Origin of the sequence: Bacillus sp. EU55 (genome assembly GCF_038005925.1) — a bacterium.
GTDB lineage: Bacteria > Bacillota > Bacilli > Bacillales > Bacillaceae > Bacillus > Bacillus velezensis.
Genome location: NZ_JBBOUE010000001.1, coordinates 3913729 through 3936044, shown reverse-complemented (window position 1 = coordinate 3936044; position 22316 = coordinate 3913729). Strand labels below are relative to the sequence as shown.

Below are 22316 nucleotides of genomic sequence, written 5' to 3'. Positions count from 1 at the left end.
AAAGGGATTTAATATAGATGGGAAAGCAACCGATTGATTTATTGATGCAGCCGAGCTGGAGAATCATTGACCAATCCAGCCTCGGTCCTTATTTTGATGCGAAGCAGTCATTCGCAATGGATGATACGCTGTGCGCCTCCGTAGGCAAAGGGGAATCGCCTGCGACAGCACGCTCTTGGGTGCACCACCAGACGATCGTGCTCGGCATTCAGGACACACGCCTGCCGTTTTTAGAGGACGGCGTGAAATTGCTGGAGGACGAAGGCTATCGTGTGATTGTCCGCAATTCAGGAGGCCTCGCGGTCGTTCTCGATGAAGGCGTACTGAATATCTCGCTTATTTTTGAAGATGAGAAAAAAGGCATCGACATCGACAGAGGCTACGAGGCGATGACGGAGCTTGTGCGGCGGATGCTGCGTCCGTACAATGCTGAAATTGAAGCATATGAAATTAAAGGATCGTATTGTCCGGGCAGCTATGATCTCAGCATCGGCGGGCGGAAATTCGCGGGAATCTCACAAAGACGCCTGCGGGGCGGAACCGCGGTTCAGATTTACCTCTGCGCCGATAAAAGCGGAAGCGAACGCGCCGATCTGATCAGACGTTTCTATCAAGCCGCTTTAAAAGACAAAAGCAATGACACAAAAGGTGTGTACCCCGACATCCGGCCTGAAACGATGGCTTCATTAAGCGAATTGCTGCAAACGGACATTACCGTGCAGGACTTAATGCTGTCGCTTTTAACCGAACTGAAGGAACGCAGCGGCCGCCTGTATGCAGCCGGATTATCGCCGGAAGAAGAAATGGCATTTGAAAAAAATCTGATCCGAATGCTGGAACGGAATGAGAAGGTGTTCGGTACGCAGGAAAGCTTGGACTAGGTCCGGGCTTTTTTATTTTTAGTAATTATATACTAATTAGTTATAGTGAAAAAAGAATCGTTATTCTAAAACTAGTTTACAATTTATCCCTTATTTGATTAATATATTGTTGTAGGTTCCAAATAATTCTATAAACTAGAGGAGATGGAGATATGAATTTTAAAAAAATAAAAGAGGAAAAAAGAATCACGATCCCGACACATTTGTTAGCCGGAGATGCTGAGCAATCAGGCAATAGCTTTGCTTGGAGCGGATGGGTGCTTGTAGTACCGAGCCAAGAAGACAATCAAAACCCGAATTTGAATTTCAATGATTTAGCCGTTCAGAATTAGATTCAATCGTTTGGAACCTACGCATCTTAGAAAAGGCGGTGAGAGTTTGACACAAGAGTATATAAGAGAAATTAAGCGGGGAGCACTGTCATGGATTGTTGAGAATATCCATTATTTTGATATGAATCATAAAGTAGCGAACGATTTCAGATGGCGGCTTAAAACATTTATAGAGCTTATTTTTCTTACCAATTACCTGATCAGAAATCAGGCAGATGATAAGGAAGTTGCTGTTTTAACGGAGTTTATTACAGAAAGGCTCCGTAATGATCAGCTTGAAGAATTTATTCATTTTGATCCGGACGGCCTTGCCGGATTGGCTATTGCAGGTGAATTTCTTGTCTTAACTGATCAGCCGACACGGGCTTCAGTGATATGGGAGCTGGAAAAATTCACGGCGTCTCGTTTTGATGAAAGCCTTGCTAAAATTCCCTTTCGGAAAATGGATCTGAAGTACAGTCTGCACAGAGCAGGCGTAAATTTGAAAATGACGGATTTTTCTGATTTATACTGCTACACGGCAGCCGGTCAAAATATCCCAAATACATATATGACTGACCATGATGCGTACAGTATAACTCATACGATTTTTTATATAACAGATATGGGATGTTCTTCGCTTACAGATCAAGAGTATCATCTGCCCTCCTTAAAAGAAAAGGTCCTGAAATTTCTCGGAATTTATATATGTCTTGAGAATTTAGATATTACCAGTGAATTATTGATGTGCAGCTCTTTTTTACATATCGACATGGAAAAAGAAAATCATAAACCGCTCTATGAGGCAGCCTGGAATAAAATATTTCAGGGCCGAATGAAAGAAGGGAATATCCCGAGCATCACCTATCAACATAAACCCGGTTTGAAAGGTGAACAGCAAAGAGAAGATGTGTTTAAACACTGCTACCATACAACACTTGTCGCCGCGGGTGCCGCGCATGCCTGTCTTAGAGCAGAAAGGAACGATTAACTTGAACAGATTAGCTGAAGAGACAGACCAATTTTTATTATCTTTTGCTGAACAATCGCTTCCGGATATGAAGAGCATTCAGCTGTTTGCCGGCTTCTGCAAATACTACAGGAAGACGAGTCATACTTCCGCTCTAAAAGAACATATTGAAAGGATTGCGGCAGCCTTCGTTGATAAGTCATGCTGGGAGGATCTGTTTCACTGTAATACGGCCATAGTCAATGAATTGATTCATATCTATTTAACGTCAAAAACGTATAAAGCGAAGCAGGGATTGCAAGCGGATGATCAGATCATACGTCATGGATTGCAAAACGGCTATCTTACAAAAAAAGAATGGCCTTATTTTAAATACGCCGAATTAGTCGGTTTGCTGAACGAACTGGAAATGCCATTTGATCAGGAAAAAGTCCGTTTTTACAAAAATTCGATGTTTCAGCCTTTGCTCCGCGACGCATGGAAACGAACAGCTGAAAACGAGCTGGAGTTTATTGAGTACTGTCTTCTTCATTTGAATAAGGGGGAGCATCAGCTTCATCCCGGCTTGAAGGCTTCTATTCAAAAATGGCTTGTGTTTTGTCTCAGCAGCCGAAAAATGAAACAGCTTTGCACTATGTTATTGATCCAATCGTGTATCGATCCTTTTTTTTATGGCTGTCAGGCAGCCCTTCATTACATACATAACGAGAATCCATCCATTCAATGTGCTCCGGCTCTTCTGCCGGCGATTGAGATTCTGAATCTGGAGTGTGGAACATGCAGATAGTAAAGGAACATTTTAATATAAAAAAAACAGAAGAATGGCTGCTGGGTTTTTGGAAGAACATTCAGCTGCAGCCGGAAGAAATGGAAGCAGATGATCTCATGCACCTGTTTTGCGGTTTAGCGGCATGTCATCACTTTGAAAAAAGAAAGGATACAGAAGAAGTCATTCTATTCTTAGACCGTTATTTTGGAGAAAAAACGCACGAATGCCATCCGGTCCTGTTCGCGTATGCGTATCATATATACCGCAGGATGGATGCCGCAAAAAGCATCTTTTTTCATAACGGACTTGAACAAATGGTCCGCGGTTTACAAGAGGAACTGAAATCAGAGCCTTCCTCTATGATCCTCATGGTGTTAGGGGCTTATTTTGGGGCGATGACTCCGGAAGAACTGATCGTGTTCTTAGAAACCGTAATGAAACGTGAGGCCGATTTGCTCATGGCACCGGGCGGCATCCAGGAAGAACAGGCGGATGCCCTTTATGCCGTCACTTATTTGCAAATGAAAGAATTGCAGCCTTTTCTCACGGAATGGTACAAAACATCAGACTTTGCTTTTTCAGGTTTAATGTTAGCCGAGTGCAGAAAGTATCACATTGACGCCGTTGCAAAATACACAGCCATTATGAAATTTCTCCAATTCGATGAGGCGCTTTTTATACGGGAAGGGCGGGAATTTCTACGCTTTCAGCAGCGAAGCAGCGGGAGCTTCGGTTATTTGAATCCATTAGCGATGGACCAAGGGGCGGTCAGCGGCAAATTGCTGGACCGGCAGTATTTCCTGCCGTCCGCTCATTATGCCGCCGCCTCTCTGTCTATGCTGTAATGTCTCTCTTTTGAAAGACGGAAAAAGAAATCAATAAACAAATAAGAAAGTAGATCGCTATAACCGTCACGGAATAGGGGATGTTTAACGTTGAAATCGCATCACCCGCGCTTTTATTTACATAAGCAACGAGGTTTAAATGCGGAAAGAGCGTAAATTTATACCACGTATATTGGGCAAGCAAATCAGTTCCGCCCAATATACTGCCGGCAAACAGCAGTAAAATCGATAAGCAGAGGGAGAGCGCCTGGCTTTTGCACAATACTGACAAAGTGAACGCAATGGTGACAATGCTTATAATTGATATGAAACGCAAAAGCAGAATGATTCCGGATGCTTTGATTGAACTGATGGTATACAGACTGTCATTTAAATGAGTATAGACGAGCGGATATGAAGCATTGGAAAAACCGAATAACACGCCGCCGATCAGCAAACAGCTCACACAGTAAAATAAGTAAATCATACCGGTAAACAGAAGGGAGGCCAGAAATTTCGATGTTAAAATCCGCCATCTTCGATTCGGGCTTGTAGCGATAAACTTAATCGTCCCAAGGGCAAACTCTTTAGAAACAACCCCGCTGACGGTTAAAATCGCGGTTAAGCTTACGAAAATCTCAAGCCCGTTTGAAGTAACCGTGCCGAAAAACCTCCAGCCGTTCCATTCATAAGGGTTGATGTTATGCTCCAAATAATAGTCTTTATTCTTAACATCAGCAGAATAATAAACGCCTGTCGTTTCAGCCGGTTTATCAATTTCTTCCTGCTTTTTTTCGGCGAGAAGCCGTTCTTTCCAATTGTTATCCGAGGAAGCATCTAACTCATGATTCATAATAAGGCCGGCCAGCAAAACGATGAGAAACAGGAAAAAAAGAGATAAAAGTGTGCCTTTTTTTCGGGTTATTTTTATGAATTCGTTCTGCGCCAGATGAAATATGCTCATACCGCGTCCTCCTGATCTGTAATCATCATGTATTTCTCTTCCAATGACAAAGTTCTTGCAGAAACGCGGGAAATCAGAATTTCTTTCTCTGCCAAAGATTTAATGACATACGGGATGGTATCTTCTTCCGCTTCCAATTCAATGACGCGGCTGTCTTTTTGCTGTACTTGAAGAATACCTTCCCGCTCTAATATTTCTTTCGCCCTTGCCGGATGATCGACCGTGACGGTAAACAGCTTTTTCTGACCAAGGTCATGTCTGTTCTTCATGTCTTCAATTCCTAAAATCCGTCCCTTTTTAATATAGGCAACCCTATCACAAATTTCCTCCATTTCAGACAATAAATGGCTTGATAATAAAATAGAAACCCCTTGCTTCGCTAAATCGGAAAGAATGGTGCGCAATTCTTTCATTCCTTTAGGATCGAGGCCGTTCATCGGTTCATCCAGAATTAATAATCCGGGATTGTGAAGAAGAGAATAAGCGAGCCCCAAGCGCTGTTTCATACCTAATGAGAAATGTTTCACTTTTTTGCGGGCAGCCTGATCTAGTCCGACTTTTGCAAGGGTATTCATAAGGTCATCCGTTTTCAGCGAGGTGCTCCGCAGTCTGGTGAAATATTTCAGGTTTTGCAAAGCGGTCATATTCGGATACATATCCGGGCCTTCAATGATAACCCCGATATGTCTCATAAAATATTCAAAGTCGCTGTCCGGTCTGCCTCTGAATGAAATGGCTCCTTCTGTTTTTTTAATAAGCTGTACGATCATTCTGAAAATAGTGGTTTTTCCTGAGCCGTTCGGCCCTAAAAGGCCGAATATCTCGCCTTTTCTCACATCGAAAGAAATTGACTGTACAATAGGGGTATGATTGATTGTTTTAGAGACATCTTTTAATATCAGGGCTGGTTCAGTCATGATATTTGCACACCTTCCTTATGATTTAGGGTAAAAGCCGTCAAAACCGAAGAACATGCTTCCGATCAGGCCGGCAGCGATTAAAATGAGAGCAATGCTATACCACATTTTTCGATTCAATGGTTTCCCTCCTTACAACGCTGACATTCCATTTGAAATAGCGCAAAAAGATGCGGAATATCAGTTTCGAAGAATCAAATCCGGCCATAAACACCGCCATACCCGCTCCAAGAACCATACATCCGTTTAAAATGGCTGTTACAATCGGCACTTTTACAAGGAGAAAGAATGATCCGGTCATCAGCATCAGGCCGATCGCCATCAAACTTAACACCGCAACAGAGGCAAAAAGAAACGGTGTCAGCATAAACATGAAGTTGAACATGCCCATACCCAGCATCAGGCCGAATGCTTTGAAAAAGGAGCGCCATGTTTTCTGCTCCTCGGCATCACTGATGAAAATATCCGCTTTTAAGGCGCGCGCAAGTGTTTTGGGGTTTCCTAAATTGCCGGCGATTTGTTCATCGCTTTTTCCTTCAGCGCCGCCCATTTGGAATATTTCGCCGATATCGGCGAGTATCTCTTTTTGCTCAAATTCCGGCAGATCTTTTATTTCCCGCCGGAGATGTTTTAAATATTGGTCTTTACACATTCATTTTCCCTCCTTAATGATGCTGTTCACTTTTTCGGACAGGTCAAGCCATTCCGATTTTAATGTTTGATGATAAAAGGCGCCTTCTTCTGTTACTTTGTAATATTTGCGTGATGGGCCTTGATCGGAAGCTGCTGTATACGTTTTTAGGCAGTTATTTTTTGTGAGTCTTCGTAATATGGGGTAGATGGTGCCCTCCGATACAGGGAACGTTTCACTTATGATCTTGATTAATTCATAACCATATAAATCTTCATAAAGAAGCAGGGACAACACACAAAGTTCCAACGCTCCTTTTCGTAATTGGCTACTCATTTACTATCATTCCCATCATATCTAATAATTGTATTCTCTATACAGTGTATTGCACAGTAGCTAATCGATCAATAATTCCCAAGAACCATTTGGGATGAGGAATTGAATCTTTATGCTTATGTGCGGGCGGGGACCGAGATGCGCAGCCCTTGCGGAAAGAAGGCCTCCTGAACAATGTTTACATTAATATAGATCAGGATTCGCGTCATTGACAAATGGCAAAAACCCCTTTTTCCATGACAAGGAAAGGGGTTTTTCCGTTATTCGGCCATTTTTTCTAAATTGCCGTTCCGGTCCATTTTAAAGGACGGAGAGGCAAGTTCATCGTCTTCAAATAAAACTAGTTTTCTGGCTCTGTTCATAATTTTCACCAAGGTTTCGTAGTCTTCCTGAATGGTTTTTTGATCTTTTTCAAGCTTTTCGACGGCCGCTTCCAGCTGCTCGGTTTTAGACTGAAGTTCTTGGTTTTCCCGTTTTAAACGGTCATTTTCCATTTGCAGGGCGGAAGTTTGCTTTCCGCTGCCTTCATAGCTCTGCAGAAATTGAATGACGTCTGCCATTGTGAGCTCCGCCTTTTGGCTCGGCTGCTGAGGCGCCAGCAAATGTGATAAACTAGCTAACTCTTCCTTGAAGCTTTCATCGACATAAGGCATATGTTCGCCGGACATGACGGCTTGCCGATCCTCTTTTGGCGCTTCCGTTTGAACCGTCTCTTCGGCTGCGGTTTCCTGCATGATGTCCGCATCCGGTGCAGGCGGCTGGTATAATAGTTTCTTCTTGGCGGGCTGGCCGTTTCCGAGCGCGCGCATCCGCTGTTTCCGCTGTTTTTTGGCAAGCTGAAGCGCTTTTTCATATTGATGGCGGACGACGGCATTCCACCTGAATCCGCACGCTGCCGACGTTCTGTTTAATTTATCGCCTACCTCTTCAAAGGCGTTCAGCTGCGTGCTTCCTTCCCGAACGTGACGGAGCACGGTTTCCGCAAGCAGCAGGTCATTTTCCTCCGACCAGGCGTCCTGTCTTTGTTTTGTCAATGTTCTCAACCCCCAATATCTTTGATGGTATTAGAATGTCCAGATTGGAAAATATTTATACAAATTGGCTGAAAGAATGAGAGATACGCAGAGCCTTGCAGGATAAGATGAATCCTTGTACAATGAGATGTGATGTGATTTTTTTCGTTTTTAAAATTAAGATTTAACATAGAGGAACATTGAATGAAGGGAAGCGTACATCATGGCTAATGAATTCCGAGTGTGTGATGATTGCCAGGCCACCAATATTAAGACTTTGCTGCCGCGTTTGAAAGAAGCTGACCCGGATGCAAAAGTGGAGGTCGGATGTCAGTCATATTGCGGGCCCGGACGCAAAAAATCGTTTGCTTTCGTAAACAACCGCCCGCTGTCGGCGCCGACTGAGGACGAGCTGATTGAGAAAGTGAAAAAGAAGATCAAAAAGTAAATGTGTATTTTACGACAGCCTCGCCCGATGGGTCAGGCTTTTTTGCTTCAAAAAATCAATGACGGAAAACTGGAACAAAACGCCGGACAAATTCAAGGATGTTTTCAAATTACAGAGCCGATATAATAGAATCACGGCTAAAAAAAAGAGGGAATGACGATGGCGTATCCAAACGGAAAATTATCAGAAGAAAAAGTGTTTAAAGATCCCGTTCACCGCTATGTTCATGTGCGGGACAAGCTGATCTGGGATTTGATCGGCACCCGTGAATTTCAGCGGCTGCGCCGGACCAAACAGCTCGGTACGACGTATTTGACGTTTCACGGCGCGGAACACAGCCGTTTTAACCATTCTCTCGGCGTCTATGAGATTGTCAGACGAATGGTTGATGATGTTTTTAAAGGGCGTCCTGAATGGGATGACAATGAACGCGAACTCTGTCTCAGCGCCGCGCTTTTGCACGATTTGGGACATGGGCCGTTTTCGCATTCCTTTGAAAAGGTTTTTCATCTGGATCATGAAGACTATACGAGGGAAATCATTCTCGGCGACACCGAGGTGAATCAGGTTCTCAGAAAGGCGGGACCGGGATTTCCGCAGGATGTTGCTGAAGTCATTGCCAAAACATACAAAAACAAACAGGTGGTCAGCCTGATTTCGAGCCAGATTGACGCCGACAGGATGGATTACCTTCAGCGGGACGCATACTATACGGGCGTCAGCTACGGACATTTTGATATGGAACGGATTTTAAGGGTGATGCGTCCGCGAGAGGACCAGATCGTCATTAAGCAAAGCGGCATGCACGCCGTCGAAGACTATATTATGAGCCGCTATCAAATGTACTGGCAGGTGTATTTTCATCCCGTGACGAGAAGCGCTGAAGTCATTTTGACGAAAATTCTCCACCGTGCGAAGCAGCTCCATGAAGAAGGGTATATATTCACGCATGCTCCCGTTCATTTTTATTCCATTTTTGAAGGGAAGCTGACGCTTGCGGATTATCTGAAGCTTGATGAAGCCATCATTTTATATTATTTCCAGGCTTGGGAGGAAGAAGAGGACCCGATTCTGTCCGACTTGTGCCGCCGCTTCATTAACCGCCAGCTGTTTCAATATGCCGAATTTAACCCCAATGAGGAAATGTCGGCTTATTTTGAACTGACCGCTCTGTTTAAAGAGGCGGGAATTGATCCCAATTATTATTTAGTGGTCGATTCTTCATCGGATCTGCCGTATGATTTTTACCGGCCGGGTGAAGAGGAGGAGCGTCTGCCGATTCACTTGTTAACGCAGAACGGCCAGATCAAAGAGCTGTCCAGGCAGTCCGCCATTGTCGAATCCATTTCGGGCAAACGCCGGACGGACCATAAGCTCTACTATCCGAAGGACCTCATTTGTGACGATTCAGAAAACCCTGAAGCAAAATTAAAAATCCGGCAGCTGCTGGGACTGACATAAAAGGATTTTGGTAAAGAAGGAAAAGGAGATGTCGGGAATTTGTTGAAAGAACATGCAAAACTGATGAAGGTGTTCTCGGATTCTGGAGAAATCATCGGGCGGAAAAAGCTGCAGAAAATCATTTATATCGCGAAGAAAATGCAGTATCCTTTCTACGAAAAATATGATTTTCATTTTTACGGCCCGTATTCCGAAGAACTGACGCTTCGAATTGAAGAGCTGTGCAATCTTGGGTTTCTGGATGAGGTGAAGGAAAAAAAGGGCGGCTACTTTCAATACCGGTACTCGCTGACGGAGACGGGAGCCGAGTTTTTACATCATGCGGAGCTTACGATGCCGGATATGAAGAAGTACATCGACAGCGTCAACAGCCGCTCATCCCGGTTTCTGGAGCTGGTGTCTACGATTTTGTATTTTGACGGTCTTGAAGCTGAGGAAAAGAAAGAGAAAGTGTTTACGATAAAAAGCAAACAGAAATATACGGATGAAGAATATGATGAGGCGCTTCACTACATAGAAGAGCTGAAACACATTTGTTAAAGGCGATGGCTTTCGTCTTTTTTGATGAAAAAACCAGGCCGCGATAAAGCGGGCCTGGTTTTGTTTATTGTCTCAATTTGCTGTGCTTGTACGAATATAAAAAGTAAACGATGACGCCGATGATCAGCCAGACGGCAAAATAAAGCCACGTTTTCAGCGGCAGATTGACCATTAAAAACAAACAGCAGATAATGGCCAAAATCGGCAGTACGGGTACAAAAGGCACTTTAAATCCCCGCGGCAGATCCTTATGGGTGCGGCGCAGAATCAGCACGGACAGACTGACCATGGCAAATGTCAATAGCGCGCCGATGTTTGAGAGATCTGACAGCTCTTTCAGATCAACAAAACCCGCGATGCAGGCGCTGATCAGTCCGATCAGCCACGTATTAAAGATCGGCGCTCCCGATTTCTTTCCGACAATGGTAAAGACTTTCGGCAGCATTCCGTCTCTTGCCATCGCAAAAGATATACGGGTCGCCGCATATGTATGGGCGAGAACGACGGCCATCAGTCCGATCACCGCACCGGCAGCGATAACGCCCGCCACCGCGTTTTGTCCGACAGTCTGTAACACATAAGACATGGCTTCCGGCACATTAAGCTGTGAATACGGAACCATACCCGTCATGACGAGACAGACGATCACGTATACCAATGTACAGATCACCAGTGAACCGATAATACCGATCGGCAGGTTGCGCTGCGGTTTTTTGACTTCTTCAGCCGAAGCGGAAATCGCGTCAAACCCGAGAAACGCAAAAAAGACGGCAGAAGCCCCTGTAATCACGCCTTTGATTCCAAAAGGCATAAAAGGATGCCAATTGCCCGGCTTCACAAAAAAGCTTCCTGTGATGATAAACAGCAAAACAATTCCGATTTTTACGAGAACCATTACATTATTAAAGGTTTTGCTCTCCTTGGAGCCGCGTGACAGAACGACGGCAATTAATAGAGTAATGATGATGGCAGGAAGGTTGACGATGCCCCCCTGGCTCGGCACGTGCAGCAGACTGTCCGGCAAAGGCATGCCGATTTCGGCTAACAGATTATTAAAATAACTGGACCAGCCGCTTGCCACCGCCGACGCCGTCACCATATAAACGGATAAGAGCGTCCAGCCCATTAAATGGCCGACAATTTCTCCCATGGTGGTATAAGAGTAAATATAGGCGCTTCCGTAAACCGGGAGAACAGAAGCGATTTCGGCGTAACATAATGCTGCAAGGCTGCAGACAACGGCTGCAATGATAAAAGAAAAGATTACGGAAGGTCCGGCGTTTTTCGCGGCCGTAATGCCTGTAAGAACCATGACGCCCGTCCCGATGACGGCGCCGATGCCCAGTAATGTTAAATCAAATCCACCCATCGTTTTGGCAGTCTGCCTGTTTCTGCTTTGTTCAAGCAGCTGGGTGATGTCTTTTTTTTGTAGGATATTCCGCAACACGCATCCCTCCATCCAAAAGCAAAAGCCAAGAGGGACTCTTTGGCTTTTACCCGTGTCACATTCTGTGTAATCGACAATCCTGTGTTCTGTTTCCCCGTCTGTTCCGTTTCTTTTCCAGTCATATTGTCTGCCGCATCCGATCAGATTATCCTTTCTGTCAAACGCAGTCACCCTTAATGATTTTACCTGAATCATGTCTATAAAACCAGCATTGCATAAAAGGGATGGGTGAAAAAGTAGGAGATAATAGTCTGTATAGGGCAGGATAAAAGTTGCGGGCTTTCCGGCCGAAATTTTGACTTTCCCCGCGAGGTATCAGTAAAATGTAATAAAAAACAATCAAATGATGATGGATGCATCTTGAAATGGGGAGTTTCTGCATGGAGCACGATATATTGCAAGCAAATGTACTGGATTACGCGCTCACGAAATATTTAAAGAGCACGAAAAAGCTTGATGAGGCGACAATTCCGAAGAGTATAAACAATATCAGAGGATTTATTCTCAGGATTATTTACCGGCACGGCACGTGCACGATTAAAGATATATTGCAGGAAGTCACATTATCGCCTTCAGCCACGACAACCGCTCTGAATCATTTAGAAAAAGAAGGTTTCGTGGAAAGGTCGAGAAATAACGAAGACCGGCGCACGGTATGGATGACGCTTTCCGAATCGGGAAAAATGGCGGCCATGCAAATGATTGAAAACCGGCAGATGCTCATTGACGAGCTGTTCGAAGCATTGACAGAGGAAGAAAAGAACACCTTTTTCAGCCTCGTTGAAAAAGTAATGAAATAAGCCGGCCTGACATAGCAGCGCCGGCAGTTATCAAGGATTACTCCGTATCGCTGATCCGTTTGCCGGCGACGGCGTAATGATCCTTTCTCATTTCTTCAATCATGACAATGATCTTTTCTTCGGCTGCGCCTGTCGTTTCTTTTACGGCTTCTGTCACTTTTTCAACCAGATTCCGTTTTTGTTCATCTGTGCGGCCTTCAAGCATTTTAACGGTTACGAGCGGCATGGTGCTGATCCTCCTTTATCGTTTCCTCTCTTTGGAAGAGAGGTCACTTATAGTATACTGAATGAAGGACAATCTTGCATTTTTTAAAAAAGGGGATTTTTACATTTGGACAGATTTTTATATTATCCGCTGGAGCTTATGCCCTATGTCGTGATTACGCTGATCGTGGCATTTACGATGCATGAACTGGCGCACGCGTATGTCGCGTATCGGTTCGGAGACGATACCGCGGCGAGACAGGGCAGATTAACGCTCAATCCGATTAAACATCTTGATGTTTTCGGAACGATTCTAATTTTGGTCGCGGGTTTCGGCTGGGCCCGTCCGGTGCCGGTGAACCGCCGCGCCTTTAAAAGACCGCGGCTGGCGGGAGTGCTGGTTTCCGTCGCCGGGCCTGTAAGCAACCTGCTTCTTGCCTTTATCGGTTTCTTTTTGCTAGTGTTGATGCATGCTTACGGAATGGAGCTGCTTTCTGCATTCAGCATGGGGCTTGACCGCTTTTTCTCTATTTGGATTCAGCTGAATCTCGCGCTGTGTTTATTCAACCTGCTGCCGCTTCCTCCGCTTGACGGCTACCGGATTATTGAGGATCTCGTGCCGCCGCGGGTGCGCGCCAAAATGACTCAGTTTGAGAGCTACGGGATTATCGTGTTTCTCGTGCTGTTTGTGACACCGGTCGGCTCCTATGTCGTGTGGCCGCTGTTAAGCGAGGGGAGAGACTGGATTCTCAAGGTATTTGCCATTATATTTCAACCGCTTTTGTAGGAGGGTATTTTCATGGAAGAAAAAAAGAAGAAAACAATCGGATTTAATATTATTAAAAGTGATCCGACCGACGGACATGGCGGTTTTGGCGCCGGGGCGCTGAGCCTTGACAATATTTCTCCGGTATTTGTCGATGTGGAAGAGAAGGAAGCCTTCGTTGACATCGGCGCAATGCATGCCCGCAGTGTCGTTGAAAAAGGCATCAAATTCCTGCCGAACAAAGATGAAGTGCCGAACGGAAAACCGTACTGGCTCGTGTGGGTCACCATCGACAGAAAAGAAGAAGGCCCTTATTACGCGGGTGTGACGGCTTGTGAAATGACCGTGGACAGAAGTATCCGCAGAGGCTATAAGTCATTGCCGGAGCATGTGAATTTAATGGATAAATCAATGAAGCGCTGCATTGTCGTGGATAAAATGGACGCCAGCTCAAAGCAGGTGCTTGCTGAATTTCTGCAGAAGCATGACCAAGGGCTCTGGGAACGTTCATCCGATGAATTGAAAACAGGTCTGCTTCCGGAAGAAAAATAATTTGTGAACTTTTTGTGAACTTTATAAATATTTGCACTATTTTGCAATTGTACTGAGTAAACTGTTGATACAGAATCAGGACATGGAAAGTCCCGAGCCGAACCAAGACTCGGGGTTTTTCATGTTTACGCGGAGGTTTCATCATGTTCACCGTCTTTGAAATCGGGCCTTGGGTCATTGAAGCAGATGCGGCGGAAACGAGAAAACAATACGAAAAATCATGGCCTGATCCCTGCAATTGCGGGAGCTGCCGGAACTTTTCCGAGGCGGTGAATCTCCTTCCCGCCGAGAAAACAAGGCTGTTTACGCAGTTTGGGATTCGTCCGGCTGTCTGTCACGACTTGGGGGAGCATGGAAAGGAAAACGGCCTGCATCATTATGCGGGCAGCTATCCGATTGTCGGCAGGCTTAGGGAAGGCTGGCCGAAGTTTCATATCGAGTGGGCGGGAGACATCCGCTTTTCGTTTTCATTGCCGAGTACAACATTTTTTATACCGAAGGGTTTTCCTGACCCTATTATCCATCTCGACTTTTCACTCTTGCTCTCATGGGTGCTTGAGGAAGACGCGGATTAAAGCCCGGCGCGCAATGCACCGGGCTCAGTCTTTTTTGCCGAGCCACTTATCCCACCATTTTTTGCGCGGAGCTTCTTTGCGGGCGGGGGCGTGTTCCTTTTCTTTTTTAGACGGTTCCGGTCCGTAGCATACATCCGCGGGCTCAGTGCCTGCGATGAAATACGTATAATGCTTTGCGGCGCAGCCGGGTCCCGAAGTGTAGCCGGAAGCGGGGTCGATATAGACGCCCGTCACGCCCTTCGGCGGTTTAAGCGCTATTTCCGGTTCTCCTTCGAGCGCCTTCTCCATAAAGTCCGCCCAAATCGTCTTCGCATAGCTTTTTTCTTCTACTGAATCAATCGTGCTGCTTTTGTCATAGCCTGTCCATACACCGGCGGCAAGAGCCGGGTTAAAGCCGATCATCCAGCTGTCTGCGCTCGTCGTGCCTGATTTACCGCCATAGGTTCGGGTCAGCCGGTCAGAAATGGTGCGTCCCGTGACGGAAGTATAGCCGTTTAAATCCTGATCAAACATGCCCGTCATCATGCTCGCCGTCACAAAAGCGGCTTTTTTATCAAGCGTCTGCTGATGTCCGCGCGGCTGTTCATACAAGACGTTGCCGGCGGTATCCGTCACTTTTGTGATAAAGGAAGGGGTGATTTGTTTTCCCCCGTTTGCGAGCATCGCGTAGGCATTAACCATCTCAATCGGGCGCACGGGTTCAGTTCCGAGCGCCAGAGACGGAAGGGGCTTTAAATGTTCGCTGATGCCGAATTCCTTTGCCGCCGACACGAGCTTATTCATGCCGAGAAAGAGGTGGGTCTTCACGGCATAAATGTTGTCTGATAACGCAAGCGCCTGAAGCAGCGTAATCGGTTTATTGGCGTAGTAGCCGTTGTAATTGCTTGGAGAATAGGTATCTCCGTTGTCGTCAATCTGGAACTCTGTGGCTTCGCTTTTCATCAGCGTGACCGGTGTAAAGCCGCTTTGAATCGCTTTGTAGTACAAAAGCGGCTTGATCGTGGAAGCCGGCTGCCGTTTCGCCTGTGTCGCCCGGTCAAACGGGCTTTTTTCGTAGTCACGTCCGCCGAGAAGCGCAAGCACGCGCCCTGTTGCCGGATCAATCGCGGAAAAGCCGACCTGAATGTCAGAGCCGGTACGGATCGTATGTGCCACAGTGTTTTCCGCAATCCGCTGCATGCGCTTATCAAGCGTCGTATAAACACGCAATCCGCTCGTTGCCAGCTGTTCGCGCGTCATGCCGAGCTTTTTCCCGAGTTCTTTCATCGCATCATCGTAAAAATAAGGCGCCGTTTTCGCCGCGGTTCTGTTTTTCAGCGGCTGATAGGCAAGCGGCGTTTTCTTAAGCCTCTCCGCCTTTTCTTTTGAGATCATTTTTTGGCCGATCATCAGTCGGAGAATGGTTTCCTGGCGCTGTTTGGCCTTCTTTTCGCTGACATATGGCGAATAGCCGGACGGGCCTTTCGGTATGCCCGCCAAAAGCACGGCTTCCGCATCGTTCAGATCTTTGGCGTGTTTGCCGAAATACAGGCGCGAGGCGGCTTCAATTCCGTATGCGCCGTGGCCGTAATATATCGTATTTACATAACCTTCCAAAATCTCGTTTTTAGAATAGTTCTGTTCAAGGCGGATCGTGTAAAATGCTTCGTTCCATTTTCGTTTCCATGTCTTATCATGCTCAAGGTAGAGATTTCTCGCGTATTGCTGGGTGATGGTGCTTGCGCCCTGAACCTTGGCCATTGCCTTTATGTCAGCCAGCGCGGCGGCAGCCATCCGCCGGTAATCAAAACCGTGGTGATTGTAAAAGTTTTGATCCTCCACCGCAATGGCGGCCTGCACCGCTATCGGATTGATATCTTTTAACCGGACCCAGTAGCGCTTTTCCCCGAAATCGGTCTCACCTAGCTTTGAGCCGTCATTTGCATAAAGAATCGTAGACTGAGGAACCCGGACGGAGGGGGCCCCCTGCCATTTCGCTGCAAGAAGAACGGATGTGAAGCAGACGCCGGCCAGCATTCCGCCGATCAGTGTCAGAAAGATGCAGGCGCGGATGATTTTGAACGTGATTCTGAGCTGTTTTCCAGATGCTTTATCCACTTTTGGGAACCCCCTTTTTCATGATTCTATTATTATGTGAAAAAAGGGGGTTTTTTAAACATATCAAACCGGACACTTCTTTACTTTTTCCCCTCCATCCTCTATACTTTTTCCTTAGGTGAAAATGAGATTTTAACCGGAATAAAAGCGATACAGACGCTTACAATAAATGAAATAAGCCTTGAAAGGGAGATGACAATTGAGCGAGCTTTGGTATACGGAGAAGCAGACGAAGAATTTCGGCATTACATTAAAGGTGAAACAAACATTACATACGGAACAGACAGAATTCCAGCATCTGGAAATGGTGGAAACAGAAGAGTTCGGCAACATGCTGTTCTTAGACGGAATGGTCATGACTTCTGAAAAAGACGAATTCGTCTATCATGAAATGGTTGCGCACGTCCCGTTATTTACGCACCCGAATCCGGAAAACGTCCTCGTTGTCGGCGGCGGAGACGGCGGTGTCATCAGAGAGATTCTGAAGCACCCAAGCGTAAAAAAAGCGACGCTTGTCGACATTGACGGCAAGGTCATTGAATACTCTAAAAAATTCCTTCCGTCCATTGCGGGCAAGCTTGATGATCCGCGCGTCGACGTGAGAGTCGATGACGGTTTCATGCACATCGCGAAATCAGAGAATGAGTATGACGTCATCATGGTTGATTCAACAGAACCGGTCGGACCGGCCGTCAATCTGTTCTCAAAAGGCTTCTATGCCGGAATTTCCAAGGCGTTAAAAGAAGACGGCATCTTCGTCGCGCAGACGGACAACCCGTGGTTTACACCGGAACTGATTACAAACGTACAGCGTGACGTGAAAGAAATCTTCCCGATCACCCGTCTGTATACGGCTAATATCCCGACGTACCCGAGCGGCCTGTGGACATTTACGATCGGTTCTAAAAAGTACGATCCGCTTGAAGTGGAGGACAGCCGTTTCTTTGACATCGACACGAAATATTACACGAAAGAGCTTCACAAAGCGGCATTTGTTCTTCCGAAATTTGTGAGCGACTTAATCAAATAAAAACGTACGGCGCAGGAGCGAATCTTGCGCTTTTTTACAGGAAAGCGAGGGTTTTATCATGAGGTTTGATGAAGCATATTCAGGAAAAGTATTTATCGCAAGCCGCCCCGACTGGAAAGAGGCGGACGCCATCCTTTACGGCATGCCGATGGATTGGACGGTCAGCTACCGTCCGGGTTCGCGTTTCGGCCCGGGGAGAATCCGCGAGGTGTCTATCGGTCTTGAAGAATACAGCCCGTATCTCGACCGTGACTTGGCTGATTTGAATTTCTTTGATGCCGGCGACATTCCGCTTCCGTTCGGCAATCCGCAAAGAAGCCTTGATATGATTGAAGAATACGTGGACAGCATTTTAGAAAAAGGAAAGTTCCCGCTCGGCATGGGAGGGGAGCACCTTGTATCATGGCCTGTCATAAAAGCCATGTATAAGAAATTTCCGGACCTTGCCATCATTCATTTTGACGCGCACACCGACCTGCGCACGGATTATGAAGGCGAACCGCTTTCCCACTCTACTCCGATCCGCAAAGCGGCCGAGCTCATCGGGCCGCAAAACGTATTTTCATTCGGCATCCGTTCCGGAATGAAGGAAGAATTTGAATGGGCGAAAGAAAACGGCATGCACATTTCTAAGTTTGAAGTGCTTGAGCCGCTGAAAAAAGTGCTGCCGCAGCTTGCGGGACGCCCTGTTTATGTCACGATCGATATCGACGTGCTTGACCCCGCTCATGCGCCGGGAACGGGCACGGTTGACGCAGGAGGCATCACGTCTAAAGAATTGCTCGCGTCCATCCATGAAATCGCACGCTCAGAAGTCAACGTAAAAGGCGCCGACCTCGTAGAAGTCGCGCCGGTCTATGACCACTCAGAACAAACCGCAAACACGGCAAGCAAGATGATTCGTGAAATGCTGCTTGGGTTTGTGAAATAGAAAGAAGAAAACCCGGAATAACAGGGCAGAAGCAGCCTTTGTTCCGGGTTTTTTGTAATAAAAATTAAAACACTCGAGGGGATTGTCCCCGCAAACCTAAAATGAAATCTTTCATTATAAATTCAGATCATGGCGCGTTCAGAAACATGATAATGAGGAGTTAAGCTATTCATTATCCCTGCTGATACTAATATCGTACTCACAGCAAAACAGACTATAAGCAATTTATACTTCAATTTCATATAAATTCACTCCTCCTTCGATCTGCTGTCTGGCTTCTTCAACTTTTAAAAAGTAGACAGAAGCTTTTTTATACTCTTCTTTTGTGTAATAATATTTAGCTACATCAAGGGCTAATTCCTCAATATCAGCATACATCAATTTACTTTCAAGAAAATGCAGACAATCGTTTATTAATGTATCTCTTGGATCCGGCATATACAAATATTCCAAAAATTTAAATTTTTCCTCGTAAATTATATCATCTATTTCCTTACATATTGAGATACCTTTTTTATGATAATCGTACGCGTTATCTATATTTTCTAACTTAAAATAAATCTGAGTAAGTAAGAAGTAGGGCTGCGGAAGTGAATGACTCATTTGAGCTTTTGCAAAAACAGCTATTGCTTCTTTTAAATGGGGAATAGCCTCGACTTTATTGTTTTGATTATTATGGCATAAAGCGATGTTAAAAAGTGTTCTCCCCATTAATTGCGGCTGCTGCTCTAATTCAGCCAACGTATATGCCTTTTGAAAGTGGGAAATCGCGTGATCGTATTGCTTTACATCAAGATAATTAGCCCCAAATAAAGAATGGCACTGGGTTAATCTAATATTGTATTTTTTTTCATCTTTATAAATGAAATAAGCCTGCCGCGCATAATCCATCGATACATAAGTTTGTTTCATATAATAATAGACTTCTGACATTTTAAAGTAAAATTCAGCTTTTTCTATATGATCTTTAGCGTACGTCAGTTTGCTTTCAGCTTTCTTAAAAAACTGAATCGCTGAAAGATATTCACGGCATTCCAGCTCATACATCCCCCGGAAAAAATTAAAATAATAATCAAGACGTCCGGTCAGCCGGGCCTGCTTTTTATCAATATCCGCGAGCAGCTCCGATAGTCTCGGCTGTTCTTCTATCCGCTGCGATTCCAGCGGTTCGAGGTATTCGAGCATCAGATTGTGGCGGAATTCCATGAGAGAATAGTACAGATGTAGATCTTGATCATCTTCCAGGCCTGCAAGTTCTTCTTTGATTTCTCTCCGTAAGTACTCGGCGTCCGGGATGCTGAACCTTCGAATGTACATATACCATTCGTTGATTTTTTCTCCAACCGCTGAAGACGATAAAACACTCGCCACTATTCCGAATCCCTCCCTTCCACGTTATGTATATGACATATTTTATCATTTTCATTCGGAAGGATAGCGCAAAAATACCGCAAACTTTTCCCCGTTGACAAAGCCGTCCGCCGAAGGAACCGCATTTATCCCGCAGACCGGGATTTCCGGTTTTTTCATTTTCCTTAAAAATCATGTTTATCTTCAAAACCAATCAGCAAAGATGGTAAGATAGGAGGAAGCGGTTGAACTTTTTCCCTTGAAAACTTATACTATTCAGGTTAAGCGGGATGATGAAAAGGAAGTGTCAGCATGAGACAGGAGACACCAGTAGCCATTCATGTGCAATCATTCATACACAACGGCTCAGAAGAAGAGTCGGTTGAATTTACATCGAGTGGATTCTATTACGTGAGAAACGGCAAAACGTATCTTTCCTATCACGAAGAGCATGATTTGGGCAAGATTAAAACGGTCGTTAAGATCACAGAAAAAGAGATTCTCGTGATGAGATCGGGCGCCATCCAAATGAAACAGCGGTTCATTCCGGGGGCATCGACACTCACTCAATATAAACTGCCGTTCGGACAAATGGAGCTCCGTACGGAAACAAAAAACATACAAGCTGATGTCGGCGGTTCGGAAGGCTCCGTCAAAATGACATATAACATGACTGTAGGCGAAAACCAAGAACATGTACATAACATGACGATCCAATATAAGGAGGAAACAAAGGCATGAATATTGCGGAACAGATGAAGGACGTGCTGAAGGAAGAGATCAAAGCGGCCGTTCTGAAAGCGGGCCTGGCGGAAGAAAGCCAGATTCCAAGCGTACTGTTAGAAACGCCGAAAGAAAAAACACACGGTGATTATTCCACAAACATGGCGATGCAGCTGGCGAGAATCGCAAAAAAAGCGCCGCGACAAATCGCTGAGGAGATCGTGGCGTCATTTGATAAAGGCAAAGCTTCCATTGAAAAGATGGATATTGCGGGGCCCGGCTTTATCAACTTTTACATGAACAACAGCTACTTAACAAAACTGATTCCGTCCGTGCTTGAAGCGGGTGAACATTACGGAGAGACAAACATCGGGCAAGGCGAAAAGATTCAGGTCGAATTCGTATCAGCCAACCCGACGGGAGATCTTCACTTAGGCCATGCGCGCGGCGCGGCGGTAGGTGACGCGCTGTGCAGCGTGCTTTCTAAAGCGGGCTATGATGTGAGCCGCGAATACTATATTAATGATGCAGGCAACCAGATTAACAACCTGGCGCTTTCCGTTGAAGTCCGTTATTTTGAAGCGCTCGGTCTCGAGAAACCGATGCCGGAAGACGGCTACCGCGGCGAGGATATTATCGCCATCGGGAAAAAGCTTGCCGAAGATTTCGGCGACCGTTTCGTACATGAAGAGGAGAGCGAACGTCAGGCGTTTTTCCGTGAATACGGCTTAAAGTACGAGCTTGATAAACTTCGCTCCGACCTGGAAAATTTCCGCGTGCCGTTTGACGTATGGTATTCTGAAACGTCACTGTACGAAAACGGAAAAATTGATCAGGCGCTCGAGGCGCTTCGCGAAAAGGGCCATGTATACGAAGAGGACGGCGCGACATGGTTCCGCTCCACAACGTTCGGCGACGATAAAGACCGTGTGCTGATCAAAAAAGACGGTTCATACACTTATTTGCTGCCGGATATCGCATACCATAAAGACAAACTTGACCGCGGATTCGACAAGCTCATCAATGTATGGGGCGCGGATCACCACGGGTATATTCCGCGTATGAAAGCGGCAATTGAAGCGCTCGGTTACAAGAAAGGCACATTGGAAGTTGAGATCATTCAGCTCGTTCATTTATACAAAAACGGCGAAAAAATGAAGATGAGCAAACGTACGGGGAAAGCCGTAACGATGCGCGACTTGATTGAAGAAGTCGGCTTGGATGCCGTGCGTTATTTCTTCGCGATGCGCAGTGCTGATACGCACATGGATTTTGACTTGGATCTTGCCGTATCCACATCTAACGAAAACCCTGTGTATTATGCGCAATACGCACATGCACGTATTTGCAGCATGCTTCGCCAAGGGGAGGAGCAGGGACTTAAACCGGCGGCAGATCTTGATTTCAGCCATATTCAATCAGAAAAAGAATATGACCTGCTGAAAACGATCGGCGGCTTCCCTGAGGCAGTGGCAGAAGCGGCGGAAAAACGCATTCCTCACCGTGTCACAAACTATATTTATGATCTGGCTTCCGCTCTGCACAGCTTCTACAATGCGGAGAAAGTCATCGATCCGGAAAATAAAGAGAAGAGCCGCGCGCGTCTCGCTTTAATGAAGGCGACGCAAATTACGCTGAACAATGCGCTTCAGCTGATCGGCGTATCCGCTCCGGAAAAAATGTAATGATGATCAAAGGACAAAGTCTTCGGGCTTTGTTCTTTTTTTGTATATAAAGCGTGTGATGTAATTCACAATCCCGCACACTGAGTTTTTG

Annotated in this window: 26 protein-coding genes; 16 read left to right on the top strand and 10 right to left on the bottom strand. The window is 45.7% G+C overall.

Annotated elements, in window-relative coordinates; translation table 11 throughout:
• Positions 1 to 17: 17 nt before the first annotated feature.
• The 5 genes from NYE50_RS20115 to NYE50_RS20095 all read left to right on the top strand — a co-directional run bounded on the left by NYE50_RS20115 (position 18) and on the right by NYE50_RS20095 (position 3776).
• On the top strand, positions 18 to 881 hold the full coding sequence (locus tag NYE50_RS20115; protein WP_159353559.1) for a lipoate--protein ligase family protein: 864 nt from the start codon (positions 18 to 20) through the stop codon (positions 879 to 881).
• 152 nt (positions 882 to 1033) lie between these two features.
• Entirely contained in the window at positions 1034 to 1213 is a 180-nt protein-coding gene (locus NYE50_RS20110; RefSeq protein ID WP_016937575.1) for a hypothetical protein, read from the top strand.
• A gap of 46 nt (positions 1214 to 1259) precedes the next feature.
• Positions 1260 to 2183, top strand: coding sequence for a DUF6895 family protein (locus tag NYE50_RS20105; protein ID WP_224988331.1), 924 nt, complete (start codon positions 1260 to 1262; stop codon positions 2181 to 2183).
• Positions 2152 to 2949, top strand: a complete 798-nt coding sequence (locus tag NYE50_RS20100; RefSeq protein WP_159353558.1) for a hypothetical protein — start codon at positions 2152 to 2154, stop codon at positions 2947 to 2949. Before NYE50_RS20105 ends, NYE50_RS20100 begins: the two co-directional genes overlap by 32 nt.
• Entirely contained in the window at positions 2940 to 3776 is an 837-nt protein-coding gene (locus NYE50_RS20095; RefSeq protein WP_159353557.1) for a hypothetical protein, read from the top strand. Before NYE50_RS20100 ends, NYE50_RS20095 begins: the two co-directional genes overlap by 10 nt.
• On the opposite strand, the gene NYE50_RS20090 is transcribed toward NYE50_RS20095, so the two are convergent.
• The 5 genes from NYE50_RS20090 to NYE50_RS20070 all read right to left on the bottom strand — a co-directional run bounded on the left by NYE50_RS20090 (position 3766) and on the right by NYE50_RS20070 (position 7637).
• Positions 3766 to 4719: an ABC transporter permease gene (locus tag NYE50_RS20090; RefSeq protein WP_025649389.1), complete on the bottom strand. Its 954-nt coding sequence runs from the start codon at positions 4717 to 4719 to the stop codon at positions 3766 to 3768. The two genes, NYE50_RS20095 and NYE50_RS20090, sit on opposite strands and share 11 nt — an antisense overlap.
• Complete coding sequence (locus NYE50_RS20085) at positions 4716 to 5636, bottom strand: ATP-binding cassette domain-containing protein (protein ID WP_021494779.1); 921 nt, start codon at positions 5634 to 5636, stop codon at positions 4716 to 4718. The genes NYE50_RS20090 and NYE50_RS20085 overlap by 4 nt, the downstream gene beginning before the upstream one ends.
• 97 nt (positions 5637 to 5733) lie before the next feature.
• The gene (locus NYE50_RS20080) at positions 5734 to 6288 is read right to left on the bottom strand and encodes an HAAS signaling domain-containing protein (protein WP_021494781.1); all 555 of its coding nucleotides are present in this window, start codon (positions 6286 to 6288) and stop codon (positions 5734 to 5736) included.
• Positions 6289 to 6603, bottom strand: coding sequence for a PadR family transcriptional regulator (locus NYE50_RS20075; RefSeq protein ID WP_026092292.1), 315 nt, complete (start codon positions 6601 to 6603; stop codon positions 6289 to 6291).
• A 260-nt stretch (positions 6604 to 6863) separates the two neighbouring features.
• Positions 6864 to 7637, bottom strand: a complete 774-nt coding sequence (locus NYE50_RS20070) for an RsfA family transcriptional regulator (protein WP_159353556.1) — start codon at positions 7635 to 7637, stop codon at positions 6864 to 6866.
• Positions 7638 to 7839: 202 nt separating this feature from the next.
• On the opposite strand from NYE50_RS20070, the gene NYE50_RS20065 reads away from it, so the two are divergent.
• The 3 genes from NYE50_RS20065 (at position 7840) to NYE50_RS20055 (ending at position 10065) form a co-directional block, all read left to right on the top strand.
• Positions 7840 to 8064 (top strand): DUF1450 domain-containing protein, encoded by a 225-nt coding sequence (locus NYE50_RS20065; protein ID WP_003151034.1) that lies wholly within the window; start codon positions 7840 to 7842, stop codon positions 8062 to 8064.
• A 159-nt stretch (positions 8065 to 8223) separates the two neighbouring features.
• Entirely contained in the window at positions 8224 to 9525 is a 1302-nt protein-coding gene (locus tag NYE50_RS20060) for an HD domain-containing protein (protein ID WP_159353555.1), read from the top strand.
• Between the two features lie 39 nt (positions 9526 to 9564).
• Positions 9565 to 10065 (top strand): YwgA family protein, encoded by a 501-nt coding sequence (locus tag NYE50_RS20055; RefSeq protein WP_007407653.1) that lies wholly within the window; start codon positions 9565 to 9567, stop codon positions 10063 to 10065.
• Between the two features lie 64 nt (positions 10066 to 10129).
• Here NYE50_RS20055 and NYE50_RS20050 read toward each other — a convergent pair whose 3' ends face one another.
• Positions 10130 to 11524, bottom strand: coding sequence for an amino acid permease (locus tag NYE50_RS20050; protein ID WP_050496158.1), 1395 nt, complete (start codon positions 11522 to 11524; stop codon positions 10130 to 10132).
• Between the two features lie 368 nt (positions 11525 to 11892).
• Between NYE50_RS20050 and NYE50_RS20045 the strand changes: the two genes are divergently transcribed.
• On the top strand, positions 11893 to 12312 hold the full coding sequence (locus tag NYE50_RS20045; RefSeq protein WP_007407650.1) for a MarR family winged helix-turn-helix transcriptional regulator: 420 nt from the start codon (positions 11893 to 11895) through the stop codon (positions 12310 to 12312).
• 37 nt (positions 12313 to 12349) lie between these two features.
• On the opposite strand, the gene NYE50_RS20040 is transcribed toward NYE50_RS20045, so the two are convergent.
• A complete protein-coding gene (locus tag NYE50_RS20040; RefSeq protein WP_003151042.1) occupies positions 12350 to 12538 on the bottom strand; it encodes a 2-hydroxymuconate tautomerase in 189 nt (62 codons plus the stop codon).
• Between the two features lie 105 nt (positions 12539 to 12643).
• Here NYE50_RS20040 and NYE50_RS20035 point away from each other — a divergent pair, with 105 nt between their 5' ends.
• The 3 genes from NYE50_RS20035 to NYE50_RS20025 all read left to right on the top strand — a co-directional run bounded on the left by NYE50_RS20035 (position 12644) and on the right by NYE50_RS20025 (position 14409).
• Positions 12644 to 13303, top strand: a complete 660-nt coding sequence (locus NYE50_RS20035; protein WP_003151043.1) for a site-2 protease family protein — start codon at positions 12644 to 12646, stop codon at positions 13301 to 13303.
• Positions 13304 to 13315: 12 nt separating this feature from the next.
• Positions 13316 to 13834, top strand: coding sequence for a YwhD family protein (locus tag NYE50_RS20030; RefSeq protein WP_021494785.1), 519 nt, complete (start codon positions 13316 to 13318; stop codon positions 13832 to 13834).
• 143 nt (positions 13835 to 13977) lie between these two features.
• Positions 13978 to 14409, top strand: coding sequence for a hypothetical protein (locus tag NYE50_RS20025; RefSeq protein WP_022553938.1), 432 nt, complete (start codon positions 13978 to 13980; stop codon positions 14407 to 14409).
• 24 nt (positions 14410 to 14433) lie between these two features.
• Here NYE50_RS20025 and NYE50_RS20020 read toward each other — a convergent pair whose 3' ends face one another.
• Complete coding sequence (locus NYE50_RS20020; RefSeq protein ID WP_022553937.1) at positions 14434 to 16506, bottom strand: transglycosylase domain-containing protein; 2073 nt, start codon at positions 16504 to 16506, stop codon at positions 14434 to 14436.
• Between the two features lie 199 nt (positions 16507 to 16705).
• Here NYE50_RS20020 and speE point away from each other — a divergent pair, with 199 nt between their 5' ends.
• Together speE and speB are read left to right on the top strand one after the other, a co-directional pair.
• A complete protein-coding gene (gene speE / locus NYE50_RS20015; protein ID WP_003151052.1) occupies positions 16706 to 17536 on the top strand; it encodes a spermidine synthase in 831 nt (276 codons plus the stop codon).
• 58 nt (positions 17537 to 17594) lie between these two features.
• A complete protein-coding gene (gene speB / locus NYE50_RS20010) occupies positions 17595 to 18467 on the top strand; it encodes an agmatinase (RefSeq protein WP_007614448.1) in 873 nt (290 codons plus the stop codon).
• A 122-nt stretch (positions 18468 to 18589) separates the two neighbouring features.
• Here speB and NYE50_RS20005 read toward each other — a convergent pair whose 3' ends face one another.
• The gene (locus tag NYE50_RS20005) at positions 18590 to 18709 is read right to left on the bottom strand and encodes a PhrC/PhrF family phosphatase-inhibitory pheromone (RefSeq protein ID WP_129091332.1); all 120 of its coding nucleotides are present in this window, start codon (positions 18707 to 18709) and stop codon (positions 18590 to 18592) included.
• The gene (locus tag NYE50_RS20000; RefSeq protein WP_159353554.1) at positions 18693 to 19838 is read right to left on the bottom strand and encodes a response regulator aspartate phosphatase; all 1146 of its coding nucleotides are present in this window, start codon (positions 19836 to 19838) and stop codon (positions 18693 to 18695) included. The genes NYE50_RS20005 and NYE50_RS20000 overlap by 17 nt, the downstream gene beginning before the upstream one ends.
• 291 nt (positions 19839 to 20129) lie before the next feature.
• Between NYE50_RS20000 and NYE50_RS19995 the strand changes: the two genes are divergently transcribed.
• Positions 20130 to 20558, top strand: coding sequence for a DUF1934 domain-containing protein (locus NYE50_RS19995; RefSeq protein ID WP_014419128.1), 429 nt, complete (start codon positions 20130 to 20132; stop codon positions 20556 to 20558).
• Positions 20555 to 22225 carry an arginine--tRNA ligase gene (gene argS, locus NYE50_RS19990; RefSeq protein ID WP_014419127.1) on the top strand — a complete coding sequence of 557 codons (1671 nt, stop codon included), beginning with the start codon at positions 20555 to 20557 and terminating at the stop codon, positions 22223 to 22225. The genes NYE50_RS19995 and argS overlap by 4 nt, the downstream gene beginning before the upstream one ends.
• Positions 22226 to 22316: the final 91 nt, after the last annotated feature.